Genomic DNA, 19633 nt, shown 5'->3' with positions numbered 1-19633 from the left:
AATGGTGATGAGAAATATAATGTTTATATTTTAGACTAACTACAAATCTTATTATTTTAGTTTCATTCATTTGAACAACTATAAATATTTAAAATTCATATCACGATAAGCTTTGGGGGTTTGACCTGTGACATGTTTAAAGCGCTGAGTAAAATGACTTTGACTTGTAAAATTCAGTAAAGTACTTATTTCCTGGTAACTATGATCTGTAAATAGGAGAAGATGTTTTGCTTCTTCTATTTTTTTATTTAAAAGATATTGTGAAAAAGTTAATCCTAATTCCAGTGTAAAACGAGAGGAAATATAAACCGAAGAGTGTCCTGTTGTATCCTCTAAATCTCGTAGTGTAATTTTTTCATAAATATGTGTATCAATATAACGAATACATTGATTGATAAGGGATGAACATTGCTTAGATGTGTGATGAATCAGTTCAATAAATTCATAACTGGCATATTTTATATATTTTAAGCATTCTTGAGATGATCTCATATTGGGAAGGTTTTGAATCAGTGAGTCTGAAAGACTAAAGGCACTATCTAATGGAACGCCTTCATCAATCGCAAGACGTGTTAAAAGAGCTACAAGAGAAATAAATTTGATTTTAATTGTATCTAATGAATTATCAGCAAGATGAACAGTATAGGTTTTATCAATTGTCTTAAAAATCCAATCAATTTTATCTTTACGTCCCCGTTTTACATAATCGAGAAAACGCAGCTCAAATTGATAAGAGTCACGTGTTGCATCTTCACTGCGACGTTCATAAAGATTCTTTTCAAAGATTTCTTTAGGCGTCAGCTTATCATGATTAATGCGTAGATATTTGATTGGAATCTGATTTTCATTTAATGAATGTGTTGTGAGTAAAGTATAAATATTTTGACAAAAAGATGTAAAACTTTCTGTTGATTCACTTGAAATACGATAAGTTAATTCTTTCATATATTGATCTTTAATCTGTGAACCTAAGACAAAACAGGGACCAATGAGAATACGATATGTTTCTTGATTTATAGGGTAAAGAAAAGAGGCACCAAGAAACTGATAATTATTAGTGATATGTAAGGGAAATTCATCATTGATATAAAGATATTGCAAGTCTTGACGATAATGAAATAATGGGGAGTATTCAGGAAAAATGAGTTGATCATCTTTCACGATAGAAAAAGGAATATAAGTTCTTTGATAAAAACAATCAAAGATATTTTGTAATGTTTGTAAATTCATAGAAACCTCCTTAAATATCTAATATAAATATTAAAATAATGATATATTGCATGTGAGAACTATTATATAATGAACATGCAATAAAGTAAAGCGTTTACAATATATGGCCATATCGATGTGACTTTACAATTGAAGAAAGGATTGAAAAAGATGAACAAATTAGAACAAATCATTAATGATAAATTAATGCCATTAGCTGAGAAATTAACAAAGAACAAAATCTTAGGGGCATTAATGGAAGGTTTTATAAGAACAAGTCCTATTACTTTAGGAATTGCATTGATTACAATTGTAGGAAATTTCCCTGTGCCAGGGTGGACACAGTATTTAGAAAGTATTGGAATTATGCAGCATGTCAATGCCATTACCAATGGCGCAACTGGTGTTTTAACGTTGTATGTCATTTATTCATTAGCTATGGCTTATGCAAGTCGTATTGGAACAAATGAAAAGAATTCTGCAATTATCTCTTTAGCTTTCTTTATTATGATTATGCCTCAAACAATGACAACTTCTGCTATGCAGGATGGAAAATTGGTTGAATCAACAATCAATGCCTTAAAATTGGATTATTTAGGAGGACAAGGTTTATTTATTGGAATGATTATTGCTTTGGTTGTGACAAGATTATATGCTTACTTATCTTCTAAGAACTTATCATTCAAATTACCAGATACAGTTCCACCAATGGTTTCTCAATCATTATCCCCTGTCTTTGTTGTAACAATTATCTTTGTCTTAGCGTTTATTATTCGTGTTGGATTCAGTTATACATCTGCAGGAGATATGATTAATTTCTTTATTCAGGTTCTTAATGCACCATTGATGTCATTAACGGCCAGTCCATTATCTATTATTATCATTATGGGATTGCTTGCTATTCTATGGTTCTTTGGTATTCACAATGCAGTGTTACAAGGACCTTTAGGAGTTATTAGTTTGACAATGGTCATGGGAAATATTACTGCTTATCAAAATGGTCAAGAGTTACCTTATTTATTACCATCAGTCATTTATGGCGGTATGATGGCATCAGGATTCTTAGGTCTTATTATTATGAAAATGTTTAAAGGAAAATCAGCAAAATTTAAACAATTAGCAAAATTATCTTTTATTCCCTCAATATTCAACATTACAGAACCAATTATGTTTGGTATGCCAATTATCTTAAATCCAATGTTCTTCATTCCACAATGCTTTACACAAATTATTTGTGGCTTTGTGACATGGGGATTAGTTGCAACAGTCTTACCTATTAACTTAAATCCTACAATGGCATTATTACCTTGGACAACACCAATCTTTATTAAAATGCCTTTATCAGGAGGTTTAAATTATACAATCTTAATGGTCATCTGTTTTGCAATTACATTCTTAATGTGGTATCCATTCTTAAAAGTCGCTGACAAAAGAGAATATGAATTAGAGCAGATAACTGCTGCTCAAAAATTAGAAAATGAATAATTGGATCACATGGTGGGCAAGAGCACAACGAGGTGTTGGCTTCATGCCAGAAAAATGTCCACCACAAATTCAAATTGATATTCATGACATGCCAAGGTGTATAGCACTACGTTTCACATTTGGGACATGTTATGATTGTCAGCCAGTAATCATTAAGAATGTTTATTGTTATTGTGATAAGAGTCAAAAGATACCTGTTACTTTTAAAGGGCAAACAAGGTATCAATTGCAACCTCAGCAGATGTTAACTACAGATGAAATCAGTAGCCTTGATTTTACTGGAGATGTTCATCTGGTTTATGAGATTGAAACCAATGATGATTATCTCTGTGCATCAGGCTTTGGATTAGAGTCATATGACAATATGACATCTTCTTCTCCACTGATTTATCTTTTAAGAAGTATTGATATTTCTGGGTCAGCGCTTAAAGGATGTATTGTTGCTTTTGGAGATTCTATTACAGAACAGGGACACTGGACAACATCACTTTCTCAAATGTTAAAAGAGCGAGGATATGCTTTATTACAGTTAGGGATTGGTGGAAATCGTCTATTGCGTGAACTAGAGAATGTCAATATTACAAAAGAATATCATGAAGATATTCATTTAAAACATAAAATTTACACTCAAATTCCTCTTGATAAACAATGTTTTGGAAAACCAGGAATCAAAAGATTTTATGAAGATGTATTGACTTGTCATTCATGTCAGGCATTAATTTTGGCTATTGGTGTCAATGATCTTTATCAGCCAGGAACATTCTGTGCAAATATTCAGGAATTTCCAGCCTTTGAAGATATGCTGCATGGTTATCAGTATATTCAAACATTATTTCCAAGTGAAAAAACATTGGTATTGGGGATGACATCTTTTATGGCAGCTGAAGCATCTTCTATAGCAAAAGAGAAATTTCGTCAGCAGATCAATGATTGGTTGGCTAAAAACTATGTACATTATCTTTCTTTTGATGAATGGCTATTAAATGAATTTCAGCAAATCAAGAATGAATATCATAATGGTGATTATCTGCATCCTAATGAGGAAGCAGGTAAAATTATGGCACAAAATATAATGAAGAAATTGGAGGTATTGATATGTGGATAATCATAATAACAATTTTATTATTCTTTGTTTATATCTTCGTATTGACACCTTATCCATTTGTCTGGCTCCTACGTTTTAAGAAAGAAGAACAAACAGAAAAGGGGCCAAAAAATATCAATGAAATCAAGACTGGGTTGATAATCAAGACCAACCTCCCTTATCCTTCTGCCTATCCCCAGTCTACCTTTGATTTCTATTATGATCCTCTGACACCTGTAAGACATGTGATTGTCTGGGTTCATGGGGGATCATTCATTTCTGGAACAAGTGCCGGTATGAAAAATTTTGGACCAATGTTAGCAAAACAAGGATATGCTGTATGTGCAATGAATTATGCTTATGCACCACGATATTCATTTCCAGTCCAAATTCGTCAAGTGGATGAAATGTTATGTTATGCAAAAACGTTTATGTTAGAGAACTATCAGATTAATTTAGAGGGTGCTTTTTTAGGTGGCGATTCAGCTGGAGCAAATATTTCAGCTTGTTATGCAACAATGGATGCCAATGAAACATTAGCAAGTCAAAGCAAAGTAAAACTTCATAATTCTTTACCTATTCAAGGATTGCTATTATTCTGTGGACCTTATGATTTCACAGAAGATTTACAAAAAGAAGAATTTAGACAGTTAAAAACATTTTTAAAATATATTGGGTGGTCATATCTTGGACATAAATCATGGATGAAAAGACAGGAAAAAGTTCTGGCATCACCACTTATCAATATTAACAGTCATTTTCCTCCAGCCTATATCTGTGATGGGAAAAAATTCTCATTTATGTGGCAAGGGAAAAAATTAGTCAAAGTTTTAGAAGAAAAGGGGATTGATGTGAAAAGTCGTTTTTATGATGATATGCCACATGAATTTCAATTCAATTTTGTCAAATATCCAGAAGAATCTAAGCAGGTTTTTAAAGAGAGTGTTGCTTTCTTGGATAGGATGACAGGAAAGGAAAAGAAAGAATGTTAAAGGAAAATTTTTTATGGGGTGGAGCCTTAGCTGCCAATCAGTGTGAAGGCGCCTATAATGAAGACGGGAAAGGTCTTTCAATTATGGATATTATCACAGCTGGAGATAAAGATCATCCTCGTCAAATGACAATGGATATCAAGGAAGATTGTTATTATCCAAATCATGAAGCCATTGATTTTTATCATCGTTATGAAGAAGATACAGATTTATTTGCGCAAATGGGATTCAAATGTTTAAGGGTTTCGATTGCCTGGAGTCGTATTTTTCCTCATGGTGATGAAGAGGAACCAAATCAGAAAGGTTTAGCATTTTATGACCGTTTGTTTGAAACTCTTCATCAAAAAGGAATAGAACCAGTTGTGACCATTTCCCATTATGAAATGCCACTAGAGCTTGTTAAAAAATATGGTGGCTGGCGTAATCGGAAATTAATTGATTTTTATGTTCATTATGCCAAAACATTATTTGAACGTTATCAGGGTGTTGTGAAATATTGGATGACATTTAATGAAATCAATAGTACAATTCATATTCCTGCCATTGCTGGTGTGATTATTAAGGCAGATGAAGATGAAAAAAGTATTGCTTATCAGGCTTTGCATCATCAATTTGTTGCAAGTGCCAAGGCTGTTAGACTTGCACATTCTATTGATTCTCAAAACCAGGTGGGGTGTATGGTAATGACAACTGTGGGTTATCCGCAAACACCACATCCATTAGATGTTGCAGCTGCACAAAACTATTTACGAGATGGGACATTGTTTTTCTGTGATGTCCATGTGCGTGGACATTATCCAGCTTATTTTAAGAGTTATGGTGTGAAGATTAATGTGACGAAAGAAGATCAGGAAATTTTGTCACAGGGATGTGTCGATTATATTGGGTTCTCTTACTATTCATCACAAGTTGTTTCACGTAATAATAATGGTGAAGAAACTCAGGGAAATATTGTCAAAGGCCTTAAAAATCCTTATTTAAAAGCCAGTGAATGGGGCTGGCAAATTGATCCTCAAGGTTTGTCTTTCTTAATGAAGGAACTGTATGAGCGTTATGAAAAGCCATTATTTATTGTTGAAAATGGTCTAGGATATGATGATCAGTTAACAGAAGATGGATGTATTCATGATGATTATCGTATTGATTATTTACGTCAGCATTTAGATATGATGAAGAAAACAGTTGAAGCTGAACATATTGATTTGATGGGTTATACAGCGTGGGGACCTATCGATATTGTAAGTGCAGGAACTGGTGAGATGAAGAAACGTTATGGCTTTATCTATGTTGATAAAGATAATCAGGGGAATGGAACTTTAAAGCGTATCAAGAAAGATTCTTATTATTGGTATCAAAAAGTCATTGCAACGAATGGAGAAGATTTATCATGAAGTATTTAAGTATAGATGCAGGTGGAACCTTTATTAAATATGCATGGTTAGATGAAAAAGCTAATATATTATCACAAGGGAAAAAACCAACACCACGGACAACGAAAGAAGATTTTCTAGCAGTCATTAAGGAAATATGGGGTCATGAAAGTGATGAAAAAGGTGGTATCTGTTTATCGTTACCAGGAACAATCAATACCAAAACAGGTTTCGTACATCAGGGTGGTTCTTTGACTTATCATCATCAGTTAAATATTAAAAAGTATTATGAAGATGAATTGCATACTCAAGTGGAAGTTGAAAATGATGCCAGATGTGCAGCCCTTGCTGAAATGACAAGTGGACATATGCAAGGTATTCAAAATGGAATTGTCTTAACATTTGGAACAGGTGTTGGTGGATGTTTTATTATCAATGGTGATATTTATAAAGGAACACATTTACTTTCTGGAGAAGTATCGATGTTAATATGTAAAGATTTAAAAACATATGGTCATGATGCAGTGTTTGGAAATATAGCAGGTATTCCTGGATTTGTGAAACGCGTTTGTGATATGAAAGGTATTGAACCAAGTGATGGGAAAACAGTTTTTGAATGGATTGAACAAGGTGATCAAAAAGCTGTCGAAATGTTTGAGAAGTACTGTTATGATGTCGTTATTCAATTAATGAATTTACAATTAATCATTGATCCACAGCGTGTCTGTTTAGGTGGTGGTGTGTCTGAAAATCCTATCTTTGTTAGTGGGATTCAAAGAGCTTTGCAAAATTTCTATGATTCATTACCATATCCAATTCCTCCTTTAGAAATAATCTCTTGTGCTCATCATAATGACGCTAATCTCATTGGTGCTTATTATCATTTTCAAAAACAACACTCAAAAGCAAGAAGCTGAGCAAAAGAGTTCTTACTTGAGGGTATAGCATAAATAAATGAAAAGAAGGAGTCAAATTCCTATGTGTTTAGAAATTTTATTTCTTCTTTCATTTTTAAAACTTTAAACATTTCCACCTTATTGAGCAAGAATCAGCGAAAGTATCTTGCTTTTTCTTTTGATGAAAAATGACATATATATGTACAAATCTTTATGATATAATGGAAATAAGTGGGAGGAATGACAATGCGCTTAGAAGAGTTAATTAATAAAAATTATAATCGCTTAAATGAGAATGATCTCTATATCTGGCAATACATTAGTGCTCATCGTAAAGAATGTGAAAAATTATCCATTGATGACTTAGCTAATCATTGTCATGTTTCTAGAACAACAATCTTACGTTTTTCACAAAGACTTGGGTTAAAAGGATATACTGAGCTTAAGGTTTATCTACGTATTGATAATCAAACATATCAGCATAAGCAGACAGGGCTAGAATTGGTTTATCAGACATATCACAATTTTATGGATAAAATTAAAGAGAAAGATATCACCCATGTTATTGAAATTATTGATCAGGCAGAAAATGCATATGTTTATGGAAGTGGGAGTATTCAAAATAATGTTGCTGCAGAAATTAAGAGATCATTTTTAGAAGTTGGAAAACTCTTTTTTACAATTCGTTCTATGAATGAGACTTATGCATTTGAAGAAATGATGACAAGCCGTGATATGATTATCATGGTTTCATATTCTGGAGAAAACAAACAAATTATAGAATTTGCTAAAAAACTCAAAGCAAAAAGTGTTCCTATTATTGCGATTACTGCAACTCAAGATAATACATTATCACATATTGCAAATGAATCATTTTATGTTGAAGTTCCTAATTTATTAAATCCTTTAGGACCAAGACATGAAGGTTTAGTTAATTATTTTATTTTAATAGATTTTATACTTGTAAAGTATTTAGATTATCATGAAAGGAAGATGACAAGTGATGTTAGATGAGATGGTAAATAGTCATTATGATCAATTGAACGAAAATGACTTATATATTTGGCAATATATTTATCATCATAAAAGTGATTGCCAAAAAATGTCTATTCAAGAACTTGCTCGAACATGTAATGTTTCTCATACAAGTATTATTCGTTTCTGTAAAAAGATAGGTTTAGATGGATATAGTGAATTAAAGATTCATTTGAAATGGAGTATGAAAAAACAATTTGATTTTGATAGTCAAATTATGCATAAAGTTGCTGATGAATTAAAAGAAACACTGGATATTATGGAGAATAAGGATTTGGATCAAGTTCTTAAACTGATTGATGAAGCACGACGTATTTATATTTATAGTACGGGTGAAGTGCAATTTCATGCTGCCCAGGAATTTAATCGTGAATTTGCTTATCGTCATAAAATTATGCATGTTATTGAAGGAAGAAGTGAACTTGATACAGTACTAAATAATGCTTCAAAAGATGACTTGTTTATTTTAATTTCTTTATCAGGAGATAATGAAACAATTGTCACCTTGTCAAAAGTATTAGAAAAAATGCATATCTCAACTATTGGAATTGCAATGGACAATCAAAATCTTTTATCTTTGCATGTAGATGAATTTATTGGATTTAAGACAAGTTATTTTCATACTGGATTTCAAGATAAAAGCTATTGTTGTACTGGGCACTTTTTCTTGATTGTGAATATGTTATTTTTACGATATTTAGAGTATTGTTCTCTTAAGGGGGAATAAGACTATTAATTTGCCAAAAGGAGTATAGTCGAGGATATAAATATTTGTTATAATAAGAATATGTTAAGGAGGAATATATAATGAAAGAAGCCGTAAAAACAGATAAAGCACCAGGTGCTATTGGACCATATAGTCAAGGTATTGATATGGGAAATATGATTTTCTTTTCTGGGCAAATCCCTTTAAATCCAACAACTGGAGAAATGCCTGTAGGAATTGAAGCACAAACAAGACAATCATTGGATAATGTCAAAGGATTATTAGAAAGTCAAGGTTTGGATTTTTCTAATGTTGTGAAAACAACTGTTTTCTTAGATAATATGGATGATTTTGTAACTGTAAATGGAATTTATGCTGAATATTTTGTGGAACCATATCCTGCAAGAAGTGCTGTAGAGGTTGCTAAACTTCCAAAAGGAGCTCTTATTGAAGTTGAAGTTATCGCAGTTAAGTCATAGAATTGCTATTTTAATAGAAAATTATAATGGATATATCCGCATATATTATGCTGATGGGCATTATGAAATTATTCTGAAAAGTTCTCGCGATTTAGAACGAATGAGTCGTAAGAATCATAAATATAAAAATCCAATTGTATTTGAATCTTCTTTGTTGTTTCCAACACATAATCAAAAAGATTATCAATGCAAATGGATTAATTTAGATTATTTAGCAGAAAAAGATATTTCATATATTCATTTATTAGAAGAAAAAGGACTTAAAACAAAGTCCCAAGAAATGTTTCAAAAACATAAACAAGATTATTTTTTACTATAAAATATATTTAAAAAAGTTACAACATTATTTATTGCATGTATGAGGGGTTAAAATGAACTCCTTTTCTTTATAACTAAAAAGATGACCTTAAAGTCATCTTTCTTAAAGAACAATGAGTGCAAATAACCCCATGACAAAACAGTAAATAGAAAAATAATTCATTTTACGTTTGTTTAAGAATGAGAATAATAATTGTAATGCTAGGTATGTGACAATACCACTTACAATAAAAGCAATCAAATAAGGTAACCATAGAGTTGCTAGTGTTGGACTGGCTACAAAATCCTTGATCTTTAGAATAATTGCCCCTAAACTGACAGGCATAAACATAAAGAAAGAAAAGTCTCTTGCTGTTTTTTGTTCCAAGCCTCCAAGCATTCCACCAGTAATGGTAGATCCACTCCTTGAAATACCAGGAAGTAAAGCAATCAGTTGGAAACAACCCATACGTAATGCATCCCATAGGTTCAATTTCTTTTTTGTGCGTTTTCCTTTATAACCATATTTATGAATAAGCATTAAGAAAACAGCAGTAATTAATAAGGTTCCACCAACCAGTTTTACATTAGAAAAAGCAGTTTCAATATAATCATTAAACAATACACCACCAATAGCAGCGGGAATTGTTGCAACAATCAACAGCATGCAATATCTAAAATCTGGAAGCAGTTCATCACGTTTTTCTGCTTTGAACATATAACCAAAAAAAGACATAAATAATCTAGCTATATCTTTTCGATAATAGAACATAATAGCTAATAGAGAACCAGTATTGACAAGCACCTCAAAAGTGATATCAGTGGTAGGAAAATTCCATCCAAAATGTTCAAAGATATTTTTAAAAATAACCAAATGTCCACTGCTTGAGATAGGAATTGGTTCACTAAACCCTTGAATAGCTCCTAAAATAGCATAAACAATTATATTTTGTAAGACTTCCATATTGATTCCCCCTTATTCCTATCTATAGTATATATAGAAAATAAACATCTAACCATAATTGATTCTTACATTTTTAAGTTAATGACTTTCAAAATTGTAAGTTATTTCCTATTTTTATCATATACATATATTATATATGAATTTATTAAAAAAATATAGAAAGAATTATAATAACGCATTTTTAAGGAATACTAGAATAAAATGAAATATAGGGGGTTGTTTATGTTTTTAGTGAATATGGTGTATGACGATGAAGAACTGTTAGAACCCTATGAGTGGCAGGATGATGACTGTTATGAAGAATTCCACTATTTGCCGATTTATCGTGTGAGTCAAGAACAATTACATGATTTTATTTATTGTCAAATGGTTTTAGAAGGAATAGAAGATAGTATTTTTGTTGTAGGTGATGGTCAATATAGTGTAGTCATAGAGACAAGGGATCAAAATATTCGTCGAAGAGGAACAGTTCTATTATCACAAAGAACAATTATTAATGAAATTATTAAGACAGTGGGTTATACTCATTTTGAATATCGTATTCTTGAAGAAGCATACGAAAAGGAATTTGGATTAACAAGGCAAGAAAGAATGAGAAAGATTTGTATTGAAGAGGTAATTGATGAAATCTTTGTTGTTCACTATGAACTGTTTTTAGAATTATGTGAACAATTAAATATCCATGAAGAAGGTCCAAGTGAACAATATTTAGCTTTAAAGCATAAGATTGAAAAAGGATATTCTTCTTTACATGAATTATTGTATCGTGAATTGATACAAAAGCGTTAAATGTGAAAAGAATTGGACATATTGCTAAAGAGATTTGCTAGGCAATTATGTCTTTTTTCTTTATAATATAGATATGTTGGAGGTTAATTATGTTAGGTGAGAAATTAATGCGATTAAGAAAAAAACATGGATATAGTCAACAAGAGGTAGCTGATTTGATTTCAGTGACAAGACAGACTATTTCTAATTGGGAAAGTGATCAAGGAATTCCAACTTTAGATAAAGCGAGAATGCTTGCTAATCTCTATAATGTGAGTTTAGATGATTTAACTGAGAATGATGTAGAGGTTATTATTAAGGAGAAAGCAAAGAAAGATCTGCATGCTTTGTTTTCTTTGGTTGGACAAACATGTATATTAGAATGTAGTGATGGTTCGTTATTGTTTGATACAACAACGACTCCTAAGGCTAAAATTATTGATATGAATGAGGATTGGATTAAAATTCAATATCAAAGAAAGAGTGCAGGTTCATTGTTTAAAAAGGAAACTGTGACAAAACTAGTTGATTTGGCAACAGTGAATGGTTTTGAAGTTGTGGAGGAAAAGATATGATAGAGATTTTATTGATTATTATTCTTTTGGTTTGTTTAAACATTTTACGTGTTGTGAAAGCACCCACAACGACAAAAAAGGATGTGAAAGAAGTCATTTTAATACAAGAACGCTTGAAGGATTTTGTTCATCAAAGATGTGAAATAGTTTTACAAGAGCCATCATGGATGATTGATATTGCTTATAGTACAATAGGGGTTATTCAAGATTATGATGATGAATGGCTGATGATTGTCATTCAAAAATCTAAAAAGGAAATAAAGAAAGTCATAAGAATATCACAAATTAAAGATATCAAAGAAATTAAAGAGAAATAGCTATAGTATTGCTGTTTCTCTTTTTGATTGTTATAATAGAAAAAAGGAGTTGATTATATGGGTATATGGATGTTATTGCACTAAGCAAGGCTTAAGTGTAATAAGTCTTGCTAATCATAACAGTTAAAGAAAAGATTAGGAGGACAATGATGTCATATTTTAAATATCAATCAAAAAATATTTTTTATCAGGTTATAGGGGAAGGAGAACCATTATTATTCCTTCATGGAGATACAGCATCATCAAAGATGTTTGAGATGATTTTACCTTTATATCAAGATTGTTTTCAATGCATTTTGATAGATTTTTTAGGGAATGGACAATCAGATAGAGTGAAAGAATTCCCAATTCAATTATGGGAAGATCAAGCTTTGCAGACAATTGCTCTATTGGAACATTTATCTTATGATAGAGTTCATCTTTTAGGAACAAGTGGAGGGGCATATGTTGCACTTCATGTTGTTATGAAAAAACCAGAACTTATTGGAAAGGTGATTGCTGATAGTTTTGATGGAAGAACTTTAAGAGAAGGTTTTGCTGATGATTTGCTGGCTGAAAGGAATTTCTCTATAAAAGATGCAGATGCTAAACTTTTTTATGAATGGTGTCAGGGTGAAGATTGGTTGTCGGTTGTGGAGGCGAATACAAGATCACTTGTTTCATTAGCACAATCACAAGAACCGCTTTTTCATGATTCATTTGAGAGTATAAAAAATCCACTTTTACTGATTGGGAGTCTTAATGATGAAATGCTAGGACAAAATCTCAAAGATGAATTTGATGATATCCTCAAAGATGTTATGCATGGGAGTTCATATTTGTTTAAAGATGGTCAACATCCAACTGTTCTTAGTCGTGCTGAAGAGGTTGCACAAATTGTGAAAGACTTTATATGATAAGAAAGAGTAGGTGAGAGTATGGCGAAGATTCCTCATATCATAACAAGCTTAAGAATTTTATTATCAGGCATGTTGTTAGGAATTGAACCTTTCTCACCATTCTTTTTACTTATTTATTTTTTGTGTGGATTAAGTGATATTTGTGATGGTTATCTAGCAAGGCGATTACATGTTGCAAGTGATTTTGGAACATTGCTGGATAGTCTTGCAGACCTATTTTTTATATGTATATCAATGTTTATTTTTGTTCCACTTTTCAAGTGGCAAGAATGGATGATAGATATTCTTGTTATGATATCGATAGGTCGGATGATAACAATTGTAATTGGTTTTTATCGATATCGACAATTTGTTTTTCATCATACTGTTCTTAATAAAATAACAGGGTTATATTTATGGAGTTTTCCAATACTATGTTTATGTCTTGGATTAAATGTTTATATGATTATTGCAAGTGTTTTAGCAACGTTATCAATGATTGAGGATATGATTATGATGATGAAATGTAAAACATTGATAAGAGATAGAAAAGGTTTATGGGAACGAGAAAAGTAAATCATGGATATAGGATATAAAAAGAGGAATCGTTTTTTACGATTCCTTATTTCTTCTTGATAGTAATTCCTATTTTTCTTTCTACTTTTGCAAGTTTTTTTCTTGCAATAGGTCTTGCTTTGTTGGCTCCAGCTTCTAGAACATCATCCAAATAGCTTCCTGTTGTAATTTCTTTATAACGTGCTTGAATTTTCTCAAGTTCTGCTCCTACAATCTCAGCTAAATCAGTTTTAAATTCACCATATCCTTTACCATCATATTGTTTTTCAATATCATCAATTGAACGTTCAGATATAATTGAGTAAATCTCTAGCAAGTTAGAAATACCAGGTTTGTTTTCAGGATCATAATGGATATACCCATCACTATCTGTAACAGCTGATTTAATTTTCTTTTTTGAAACATTTATATCATCTAGAATATAAATTGTACCTTTACCAGCTTCATCCGATTTAGACATTTTCTTTGTTGGATTTTGTAAATCCATTATTCTTCCACCAACTTTTGCAATTAATGGCTCTGGAAGTTTAAAAGTTTCACTATAACGTGAATTGAATTTCTCAGCAACATCTCTACATAGTTCTACGTGTTGTTTTTGATCTTCCCCAACTGGCACATAATCAGGGTCATACATCAGGATATCTGCATTCATAAGTGAAGGATAATTGAAAATACCTGCACCAATAACTTCGTTTTTAGATGCTTTATCCTTATATTGTGTCATCCGAGATAATTCTCCCATAGATACCATGCATCCTAAATACCAACCAAGTTGTGCATGTTCTAAAACATCTGATTGCAAAAAGAGAGTCACTTTTTCTGGATCTAACCCTGCTGCAATATAAAGAGCAATCAAATCTTTTGTATTTTGTCTGAGTTCCTTTGGTTCTTGATAAATTGTCATAGAGTGTAAATTTGCAATAAAGATAAACATCTCATACTCGTCTTGATAAGAAACAAATGGTTTTATAGCACCAATATAATTTCCTAAAGTCACACGACCTGTTGGTTTAATTCCACTTAACATTCTTTTCATTATTTAGTTCCTCCTTAACATAAAAAAACATCCTTACAAAAAGGACGTTTGAACGCGGTACCACCTTTATTCATATCATTTGATATGCACTTTCATCTTAACGCGATTAACGATAAATGACTGATGCCATCTATAACTCCAGAATCCCAATTCATTTATGTTCATGACTTGTTTGCACCAACCACAAGTTCTCTTTCAACATGTTACATAAATTACTCCATTCCTTCTTTGTCTTTATTGTCATTATAGAAGTCTTTGAATTAAAAATCAAGAGATTATCAAAAAAGAATTTCATAAATAAACAAAATGATGTATAATATGAAATGCAAGGAGTTGATACTATGATTAGAATATATACAGCACCAAGTTGTGCATCATGTCGTAAAGTAAAGGCTTGGTTAAAAGAACACCAAATCCCTTATGTAGAAAAAAACATCTTTTCAACCCTTTTAAGAGAAACAGAATTAAGAGAACTTTTAGAAAGAAGTGAGAATGGTACAGATGATATTATTTCTAAAAGATCTAAAATTATAAAAGAAAATCAAGTTGATTTAGATGATATGTCAGTCAACCAATTGATTCATTTTATTCAAGAGAATCCGTCAATATTGAAACGACCAATCATCATTGATGAAAGACGTTTCCAAGTTGGGTATAATGCCGAAGAAATAAGAGCATTTATTCCACGAGAATTAAGAAGGTTGCAAGAGTGTGACAATAGTGATTTCTGTCCACAATTTACAGATATCAAAACTGAATATTATAAAAATCAACAGGCAGACTGTCCTGAAAGATGCGAATAACTGGGCGGAGTATACTCTGCCTGTTTTTTATTTAGGAAATGAAATGATGAAAGTGTTAATCACTTCCTAATACTTAGGAAATAAAGATATAAGAGTATCAGAAAAAATAATGTTATAATTTGCAAGAAAGAGAGGGATATTGTATGCTCAATAAAAGACAAGAGAGGATTATCTCTATATTTTATGAAAATAAAGAATGGATTACAGGTAAAGAACTTGCTAGACTGCTAGGAGTCTCAGATCGTACAATTCGTTCAGATATTGATGCAATAAATAAAAATTTCCAAGAGGAACTCATTCAATCGAATATTCGTATGGGCTACTTCTTAAATATAGATAAATATAATCAGATATATATTGAAACACCAAAAGATATTCCTCAAACTCCAGCTCAAAGATGTACATATTTAATTCAACAGTTATTAATTCATGAAGAAGGTATTAATCTCACTTTCTTACAAGAAGATATATATGTAAGTGGGTATTCAATTGAAAATGATATCAAGAAAGTACGTAAAACATTGGAAAAATATTCTCATCTGAAATTAGTTCGTTCTAAGAATTATATATATTTAAAGGGCGATGAAATAGAGAAGAGAAAATTATATAAAGAACTGCTATCAAATGAAACACAAGGGAATTTTTTAAACTTAAATAAATTGGCAATGTTTTATAAAGACTTTGATTTAGTTAAAGCAACGGATATTCTTGTAAATGTACTTAAAAATCATCAATATGTTATTAAAGAAACAATGTTTCCAATGTTAATATTACATGTTGGTATAAGTATCGAAAGAATGTTAAACTGTCAGTTTTATACAACAGAAAGAAAAAATCAGGCTTTGTTACAAAGTATTGAATATAAAATTGCAAGTGAGTATTTTGAAAGACTTATGGAATTCATTCCTATTGAGATACATGAAGATGAAATATGTTTATTGGCATTATTATTTTCTAATAAGAGTGGACAATATCAACCTAAACATCTTTTTATTGATGAGAATCATATTGATATAGATGAATTACTACAAAATGTTGTTACACCAATTGAAAAGAAATTGCATGTTCAATTTCATGAAGATGAAGATTTTATGGCAGGATTAAAAATGCATTTACAAGGATTGATTGAGAGATATCAACAAAATATAAATGCTGATAATCTCTTTATTCATGATATTAAAAGGAATTATCCTCTTGTTTTTGAAATGGGGGTATCAGTTGGAAATGCTTTAGAAGAGTGTTTGAATATTCATATTAATGAATCAGAAATGGGTTTCATTGCTTTGCATTTTGGTGCTGCTTATGAACGACTAAATAGAAATAGTAAATTTAAGGTTGTGATGATCATTCCTTATGATCAAAATTTTTCAACATTAGGGCAAAAAAAAGTAGAATCAACTTTTAGTGAGCGATTAGAAATTGTTGAGACATTACCATTGTTTGAAGAGGCAAAAGTTCTTGCTTTAAATCCAGATTTATTAATTACTATGACACCACTTTCACATGAATTAGATATTCTCACTATTCAAGTGAGTATGTTTATTAACAATGAGGACGAATCAATCATCTTCCAAGCTTTGTCTAAATTAGAGAAGAAAAGATTTCAAATAGTCTTTAATCAAAAAATATCACAACTTATCAATCCACAATACTTCTATGTTGATTTAGATAAACGAAGTTCACAAGAAGTTATTGAATATTTATGTGATGAATTGTATAGCGGAGGTGTTGTGAATAAATTCTTTAAAAAAGGTGTTTTAAAAAGAGAAGAAATGTCACCCACATCTTTTGCTTATTCATTTGCTACACCACATTCTTTTGGAGATTATGTCAATACACCTACAGTATCAGTAGCACTGTTAAAGAATCCGATTGATTGGGGTTCATTTAAAGTTAAATTGGTTATCTTATTAGCTATCAATGAAGGTGATCATGAAGTTTTAAAGATGTTTTTTGATTGGTTAAGTCAGGCGATTGGAGAGGCTGGTCATTTTTCTGATTTACTAGAATCTAGAGACTATAATGAGTTTATTTGTAAAATCACAAAGGAGAAAAAATAATGAAAAAACCAAAAATCAATTATGCTGCTTTCCAGAATAAAAAAATGATTCAATCTCAACCAACCACTGTAAATAACTTTAAAAGACTGTTTGCATATATTATTGATTGGTATGCTGCCAGTATGTTGGCTGGTATTCCAGTTGTGCTAATATATTCTATCTTTTTTCAAGACCTAGAAATTACACAAAATATTACAGAACTTCCTTATCCATATAGCATATTAGCAGGAATTATGGCAATTATTATCTATTTGGCTTATTTTATTTTTGTACCTTTAAAAATTTATCCTGGTCAAACTTTTGCTAAAAAGATTATGAACATTCAAGTTGTGAAAGAGGATGATAGTTATGTTGATTTTATAACTCTTTTGAAACGTGAGGCAATTGGTGTCATGATAGTTGAAGGATATATTGCAGCAAGTTCAAGTTATTTTCATCAAATGATTAATATTTTCATAGGGAAAGACTTAAATGATATATATGTTTATGTTTTTGGTATCATAACAGCCCTATCAATGCTTTGGGCTTGTGCTTCACCAAAACGTAAAATGTTCCATGATTATATTGCAGGAACAAAATTATCAATTGTTGTAGAAGATTAAATATTTCCTATATACTAGGAAGATTTTTTAGAAAAATTAGATAAATTTAGTTGCTATAATGGAGATAGATTTTAAAAGGAGGAAAATTTATGTTTAACAAACTAGAAAGCGTATTAATGCCAATTGCTGATAAACTTGGTAAAAATAGAGTATTAATCGCTATCCGTGATGGATTCTTAATCACAACTCCATTATTGATTGTTGGGTCAATCTTCTTGTTAATCGCTAACTTCCCAATACCAGGCTGGGATGAAATGATGGCAAGTGTATTTGGGGAAAACTGGGGAACATGGTTCACAAATGTATCAAGGGCAACTTTTAATATGACTGGGCTACTGACTTGTGTAGGTACTGGTTATGCATTCGCTAGAGAATTAAAAGGTGATAAAATTCAGGGGGCAGTCGTGTCATTGGTTGCTTTTGTTATTCTAACAAACACAAGTATAGCATCTATTCCAGGTGTTAGTTTACTAGAAGGCAGTGATGCTGCTGAAAATGGTATTAATGGTTTAGCATTTAGATATATCGGAGCAGATGGTATCTTTATGGGACTTGTGTGTGCTCTTAGTTCAGTTTTAATCTTTACATGGGTTTATAAAAAGGGTTGGACAATTAAGATGCCTAAAGGTGTACCACCAGCTGTCTGTGATTCATTTGCAGCATTAGTACCAAGTGCATTCGTTATGACAATCTTCTTCTTGGTACGTATTCTATTTGGAATGACTTCATTTGGTACAGCTCATCAATTTGTGTTAGAGATTTTACAAACACCATTGAAAGGTATGGGAGATACTTTAGCAGCAAATGCTATTTACTCATTTGCATGTACTTTCTTATGGTTCTTTGGAATTAATGGACCAGCAGTTGCTAACTCTGTATACTTTATTGGAAATGTTTTAACTATTGAGCAGCAGGTTGCATTTGAAGCAGGACAGGCATTGCCTCATATTTTTACAAATCCTTTCTCTAATTTCTTCTGCAATTTTGGTGGTGGTGGTTCAACTTTATCATTAGTCATTGTTATGTTAGGGTTCTGTAAATCTCAACGTATTAAACAATTAGGAAGATTAAGTATTGTTCCAGGTATTTTTGGAATTAATGAACCAATTATCTTTGGATTACCAGTTGTATTAAATCCAATTATTGCCATTCCATTTATTTTAGTACCAATGATGAACTTAATATTATCTTACTGTGCAACACTTTGGCATATTATACCAAAAACAACTGGAGTTAATTTACCATGGACAACACCAATTGGTTTTTCTGGATGGCTATCAACAGGAGATCCAATTGCAGCATTATGGCAATTCTTGTTATTGGCTTTAGGGTGTGTTGTATATTTCCCATTTATTAAAGCTCTAGATAAACAATATCTCAAAGAAGAATTAGAAGCCGAAGATGATGTTGAAGAAGATATCTCATTTGATGATTTAGATCTTTCGGATTTATAAAAATGAAAGCTATAGTTTGGCTATAGCTTTTTGGTCTTCTGATAATA

At 31.4% G+C, this 19633-nt stretch carries 21 protein-coding genes and 1 other annotated feature; of the genes, 18 read left to right on the top strand and 3 right to left on the bottom strand.

Annotated elements, in window-relative coordinates:
• Positions 1-78: 78 nt before the first annotated feature.
• Entirely contained in the window at positions 79-1230 is a 1152-nt protein-coding gene (locus AC5M21_RS11550) for a helix-turn-helix domain-containing protein (protein WP_008788104.1), read from the bottom strand.
• Between the two features lie 150 nt (positions 1231-1380).
• Here AC5M21_RS11550 and AC5M21_RS11545 point away from each other — a divergent pair, with 150 nt between their 5' ends.
• From AC5M21_RS11545 to AC5M21_RS11505, 9 genes are all read left to right on the top strand, one after another.
• Complete coding sequence (locus AC5M21_RS11545) at positions 1381-2694, top strand: PTS sugar transporter subunit IIC (RefSeq protein ID WP_008788105.1); 1314 nt, start codon at positions 1381-1383, stop codon at positions 2692-2694.
• A 43-nt stretch (positions 2695-2737) separates the two neighbouring features.
• Positions 2738-3799: a GDSL-type esterase/lipase family protein gene (locus AC5M21_RS11540; RefSeq protein WP_236916379.1), complete on the top strand. Its 1062-nt coding sequence runs from the start codon at positions 2738-2740 to the stop codon at positions 3797-3799.
• Positions 3790-4770 carry an alpha/beta hydrolase gene (locus AC5M21_RS11535; protein ID WP_008788107.1) on the top strand — a complete coding sequence of 327 codons (981 nt, stop codon included), beginning with the start codon at positions 3790-3792 and terminating at the stop codon, positions 4768-4770. Before AC5M21_RS11540 ends, AC5M21_RS11535 begins: the two co-directional genes overlap by 10 nt.
• Entirely contained in the window at positions 4764-6161 is a 1398-nt protein-coding gene (locus AC5M21_RS11530) for a 6-phospho-beta-glucosidase (protein ID WP_008788108.1), read from the top strand. Before AC5M21_RS11535 ends, AC5M21_RS11530 begins: the two co-directional genes overlap by 7 nt.
• The gene (locus AC5M21_RS11525; protein WP_008788109.1) at positions 6158-7057 is read left to right on the top strand and encodes an ROK family protein; all 900 of its coding nucleotides are present in this window, start codon (positions 6158-6160) and stop codon (positions 7055-7057) included. The genes AC5M21_RS11530 and AC5M21_RS11525 overlap by 4 nt, the downstream gene beginning before the upstream one ends.
• Positions 7058-7282: 225 nt before the next feature.
• Positions 7283-8050, top strand: a complete 768-nt coding sequence (locus AC5M21_RS11520) for a MurR/RpiR family transcriptional regulator (protein WP_008788110.1) — start codon at positions 7283-7285, stop codon at positions 8048-8050.
• Positions 8040-8798, top strand: a complete 759-nt coding sequence (locus AC5M21_RS11515) for a MurR/RpiR family transcriptional regulator (protein ID WP_008788111.1) — start codon at positions 8040-8042, stop codon at positions 8796-8798. The genes AC5M21_RS11520 and AC5M21_RS11515 overlap by 11 nt, the downstream gene beginning before the upstream one ends.
• A gap of 80 nt (positions 8799-8878) precedes the next feature.
• Positions 8879-9256: a RidA family protein gene (locus AC5M21_RS11510; protein WP_008788112.1), complete on the top strand. Its 378-nt coding sequence runs from the start codon at positions 8879-8881 to the stop codon at positions 9254-9256.
• Positions 9225-9575 (top strand): hypothetical protein, encoded by a 351-nt coding sequence (locus AC5M21_RS11505; protein ID WP_017144127.1) that lies wholly within the window; start codon positions 9225-9227, stop codon positions 9573-9575. Before AC5M21_RS11510 ends, AC5M21_RS11505 begins: the two co-directional genes overlap by 32 nt.
• 102 nt (positions 9576-9677) lie before the next feature.
• Here AC5M21_RS11505 and AC5M21_RS11500 read toward each other — a convergent pair whose 3' ends face one another.
• A complete protein-coding gene (locus AC5M21_RS11500; RefSeq protein ID WP_008788114.1) occupies positions 9678-10517 on the bottom strand; it encodes an undecaprenyl-diphosphate phosphatase in 840 nt (279 codons plus the stop codon).
• 222 nt (positions 10518-10739) lie between these two features.
• On the opposite strand from AC5M21_RS11500, the gene AC5M21_RS11495 reads away from it, so the two are divergent.
• The 5 genes from AC5M21_RS11495 to AC5M21_RS11475 all read left to right on the top strand — a co-directional run bounded on the left by AC5M21_RS11495 (position 10740) and on the right by AC5M21_RS11475 (position 13631).
• Positions 10740-11306 (top strand): hypothetical protein, encoded by a 567-nt coding sequence (locus AC5M21_RS11495; protein WP_017144128.1) that lies wholly within the window; start codon positions 10740-10742, stop codon positions 11304-11306.
• 89 nt (positions 11307-11395) lie between these two features.
• A complete protein-coding gene (locus AC5M21_RS11490) occupies positions 11396-11860 on the top strand; it encodes a helix-turn-helix transcriptional regulator (RefSeq protein ID WP_008788116.1) in 465 nt (154 codons plus the stop codon).
• On the top strand, positions 11857-12177 hold the full coding sequence (locus AC5M21_RS11485) for a hypothetical protein (protein ID WP_008788117.1): 321 nt from the start codon (positions 11857-11859) through the stop codon (positions 12175-12177). Before AC5M21_RS11490 ends, AC5M21_RS11485 begins: the two co-directional genes overlap by 4 nt.
• A gap of 149 nt (positions 12178-12326) precedes the next feature.
• Complete coding sequence (locus AC5M21_RS11480; RefSeq protein ID WP_008788118.1) at positions 12327-13073, top strand: alpha/beta fold hydrolase; 747 nt, start codon at positions 12327-12329, stop codon at positions 13071-13073.
• A 21-nt stretch (positions 13074-13094) separates the two neighbouring features.
• Positions 13095-13631 carry a CDP-alcohol phosphatidyltransferase family protein gene (locus AC5M21_RS11475; protein ID WP_008788119.1) on the top strand — a complete coding sequence of 179 codons (537 nt, stop codon included), beginning with the start codon at positions 13095-13097 and terminating at the stop codon, positions 13629-13631.
• Positions 13632-13677: 46 nt separating this feature from the next.
• Here AC5M21_RS11475 and trpS read toward each other — a convergent pair whose 3' ends face one another.
• Complete coding sequence (gene trpS, locus AC5M21_RS11470) at positions 13678-14667, bottom strand: tryptophan--tRNA ligase (RefSeq protein WP_008788120.1); 990 nt, start codon at positions 14665-14667, stop codon at positions 13678-13680.
• A 37-nt stretch (positions 14668-14704) separates the two neighbouring features.
• Positions 14705-14905 (bottom strand) — a binding site (T-box leader).
• Positions 14906-15008: 103 nt separating this feature from the next.
• On the opposite strand from trpS, the gene spx reads away from it, so the two are divergent.
• The 4 genes from spx (at position 15009) to AC5M21_RS11450 (ending at position 19586) form a co-directional block, all read left to right on the top strand.
• Positions 15009-15470, top strand: a complete 462-nt coding sequence (spx, locus tag AC5M21_RS11465) for a transcriptional regulator Spx (protein ID WP_008788121.1) — start codon at positions 15009-15011, stop codon at positions 15468-15470.
• Between the two features lie 143 nt (positions 15471-15613).
• Positions 15614-17530: a BglG family transcription antiterminator gene (locus tag AC5M21_RS11460; protein WP_008788122.1), complete on the top strand. Its 1917-nt coding sequence runs from the start codon at positions 15614-15616 to the stop codon at positions 17528-17530.
• Positions 17530-18132 (top strand): RDD family protein, encoded by a 603-nt coding sequence (locus tag AC5M21_RS11455; RefSeq protein WP_008788123.1) that lies wholly within the window; start codon positions 17530-17532, stop codon positions 18130-18132. The genes AC5M21_RS11460 and AC5M21_RS11455 overlap by 1 nt, the downstream gene beginning before the upstream one ends.
• 89 nt (positions 18133-18221) lie before the next feature.
• Complete coding sequence (locus tag AC5M21_RS11450; protein ID WP_008788124.1) at positions 18222-19586, top strand: PTS sugar transporter subunit IIC; 1365 nt, start codon at positions 18222-18224, stop codon at positions 19584-19586.
• The last annotated feature ends 47 nt before the right edge of the window (positions 19587-19633 follow it).

The organism is Coprobacillus sp. (genome assembly GCF_984815275.1).
Note: the sequence above shows the minus strand (reverse complement) of the source record. Positions and strands in the feature narration are given on the sequence as shown.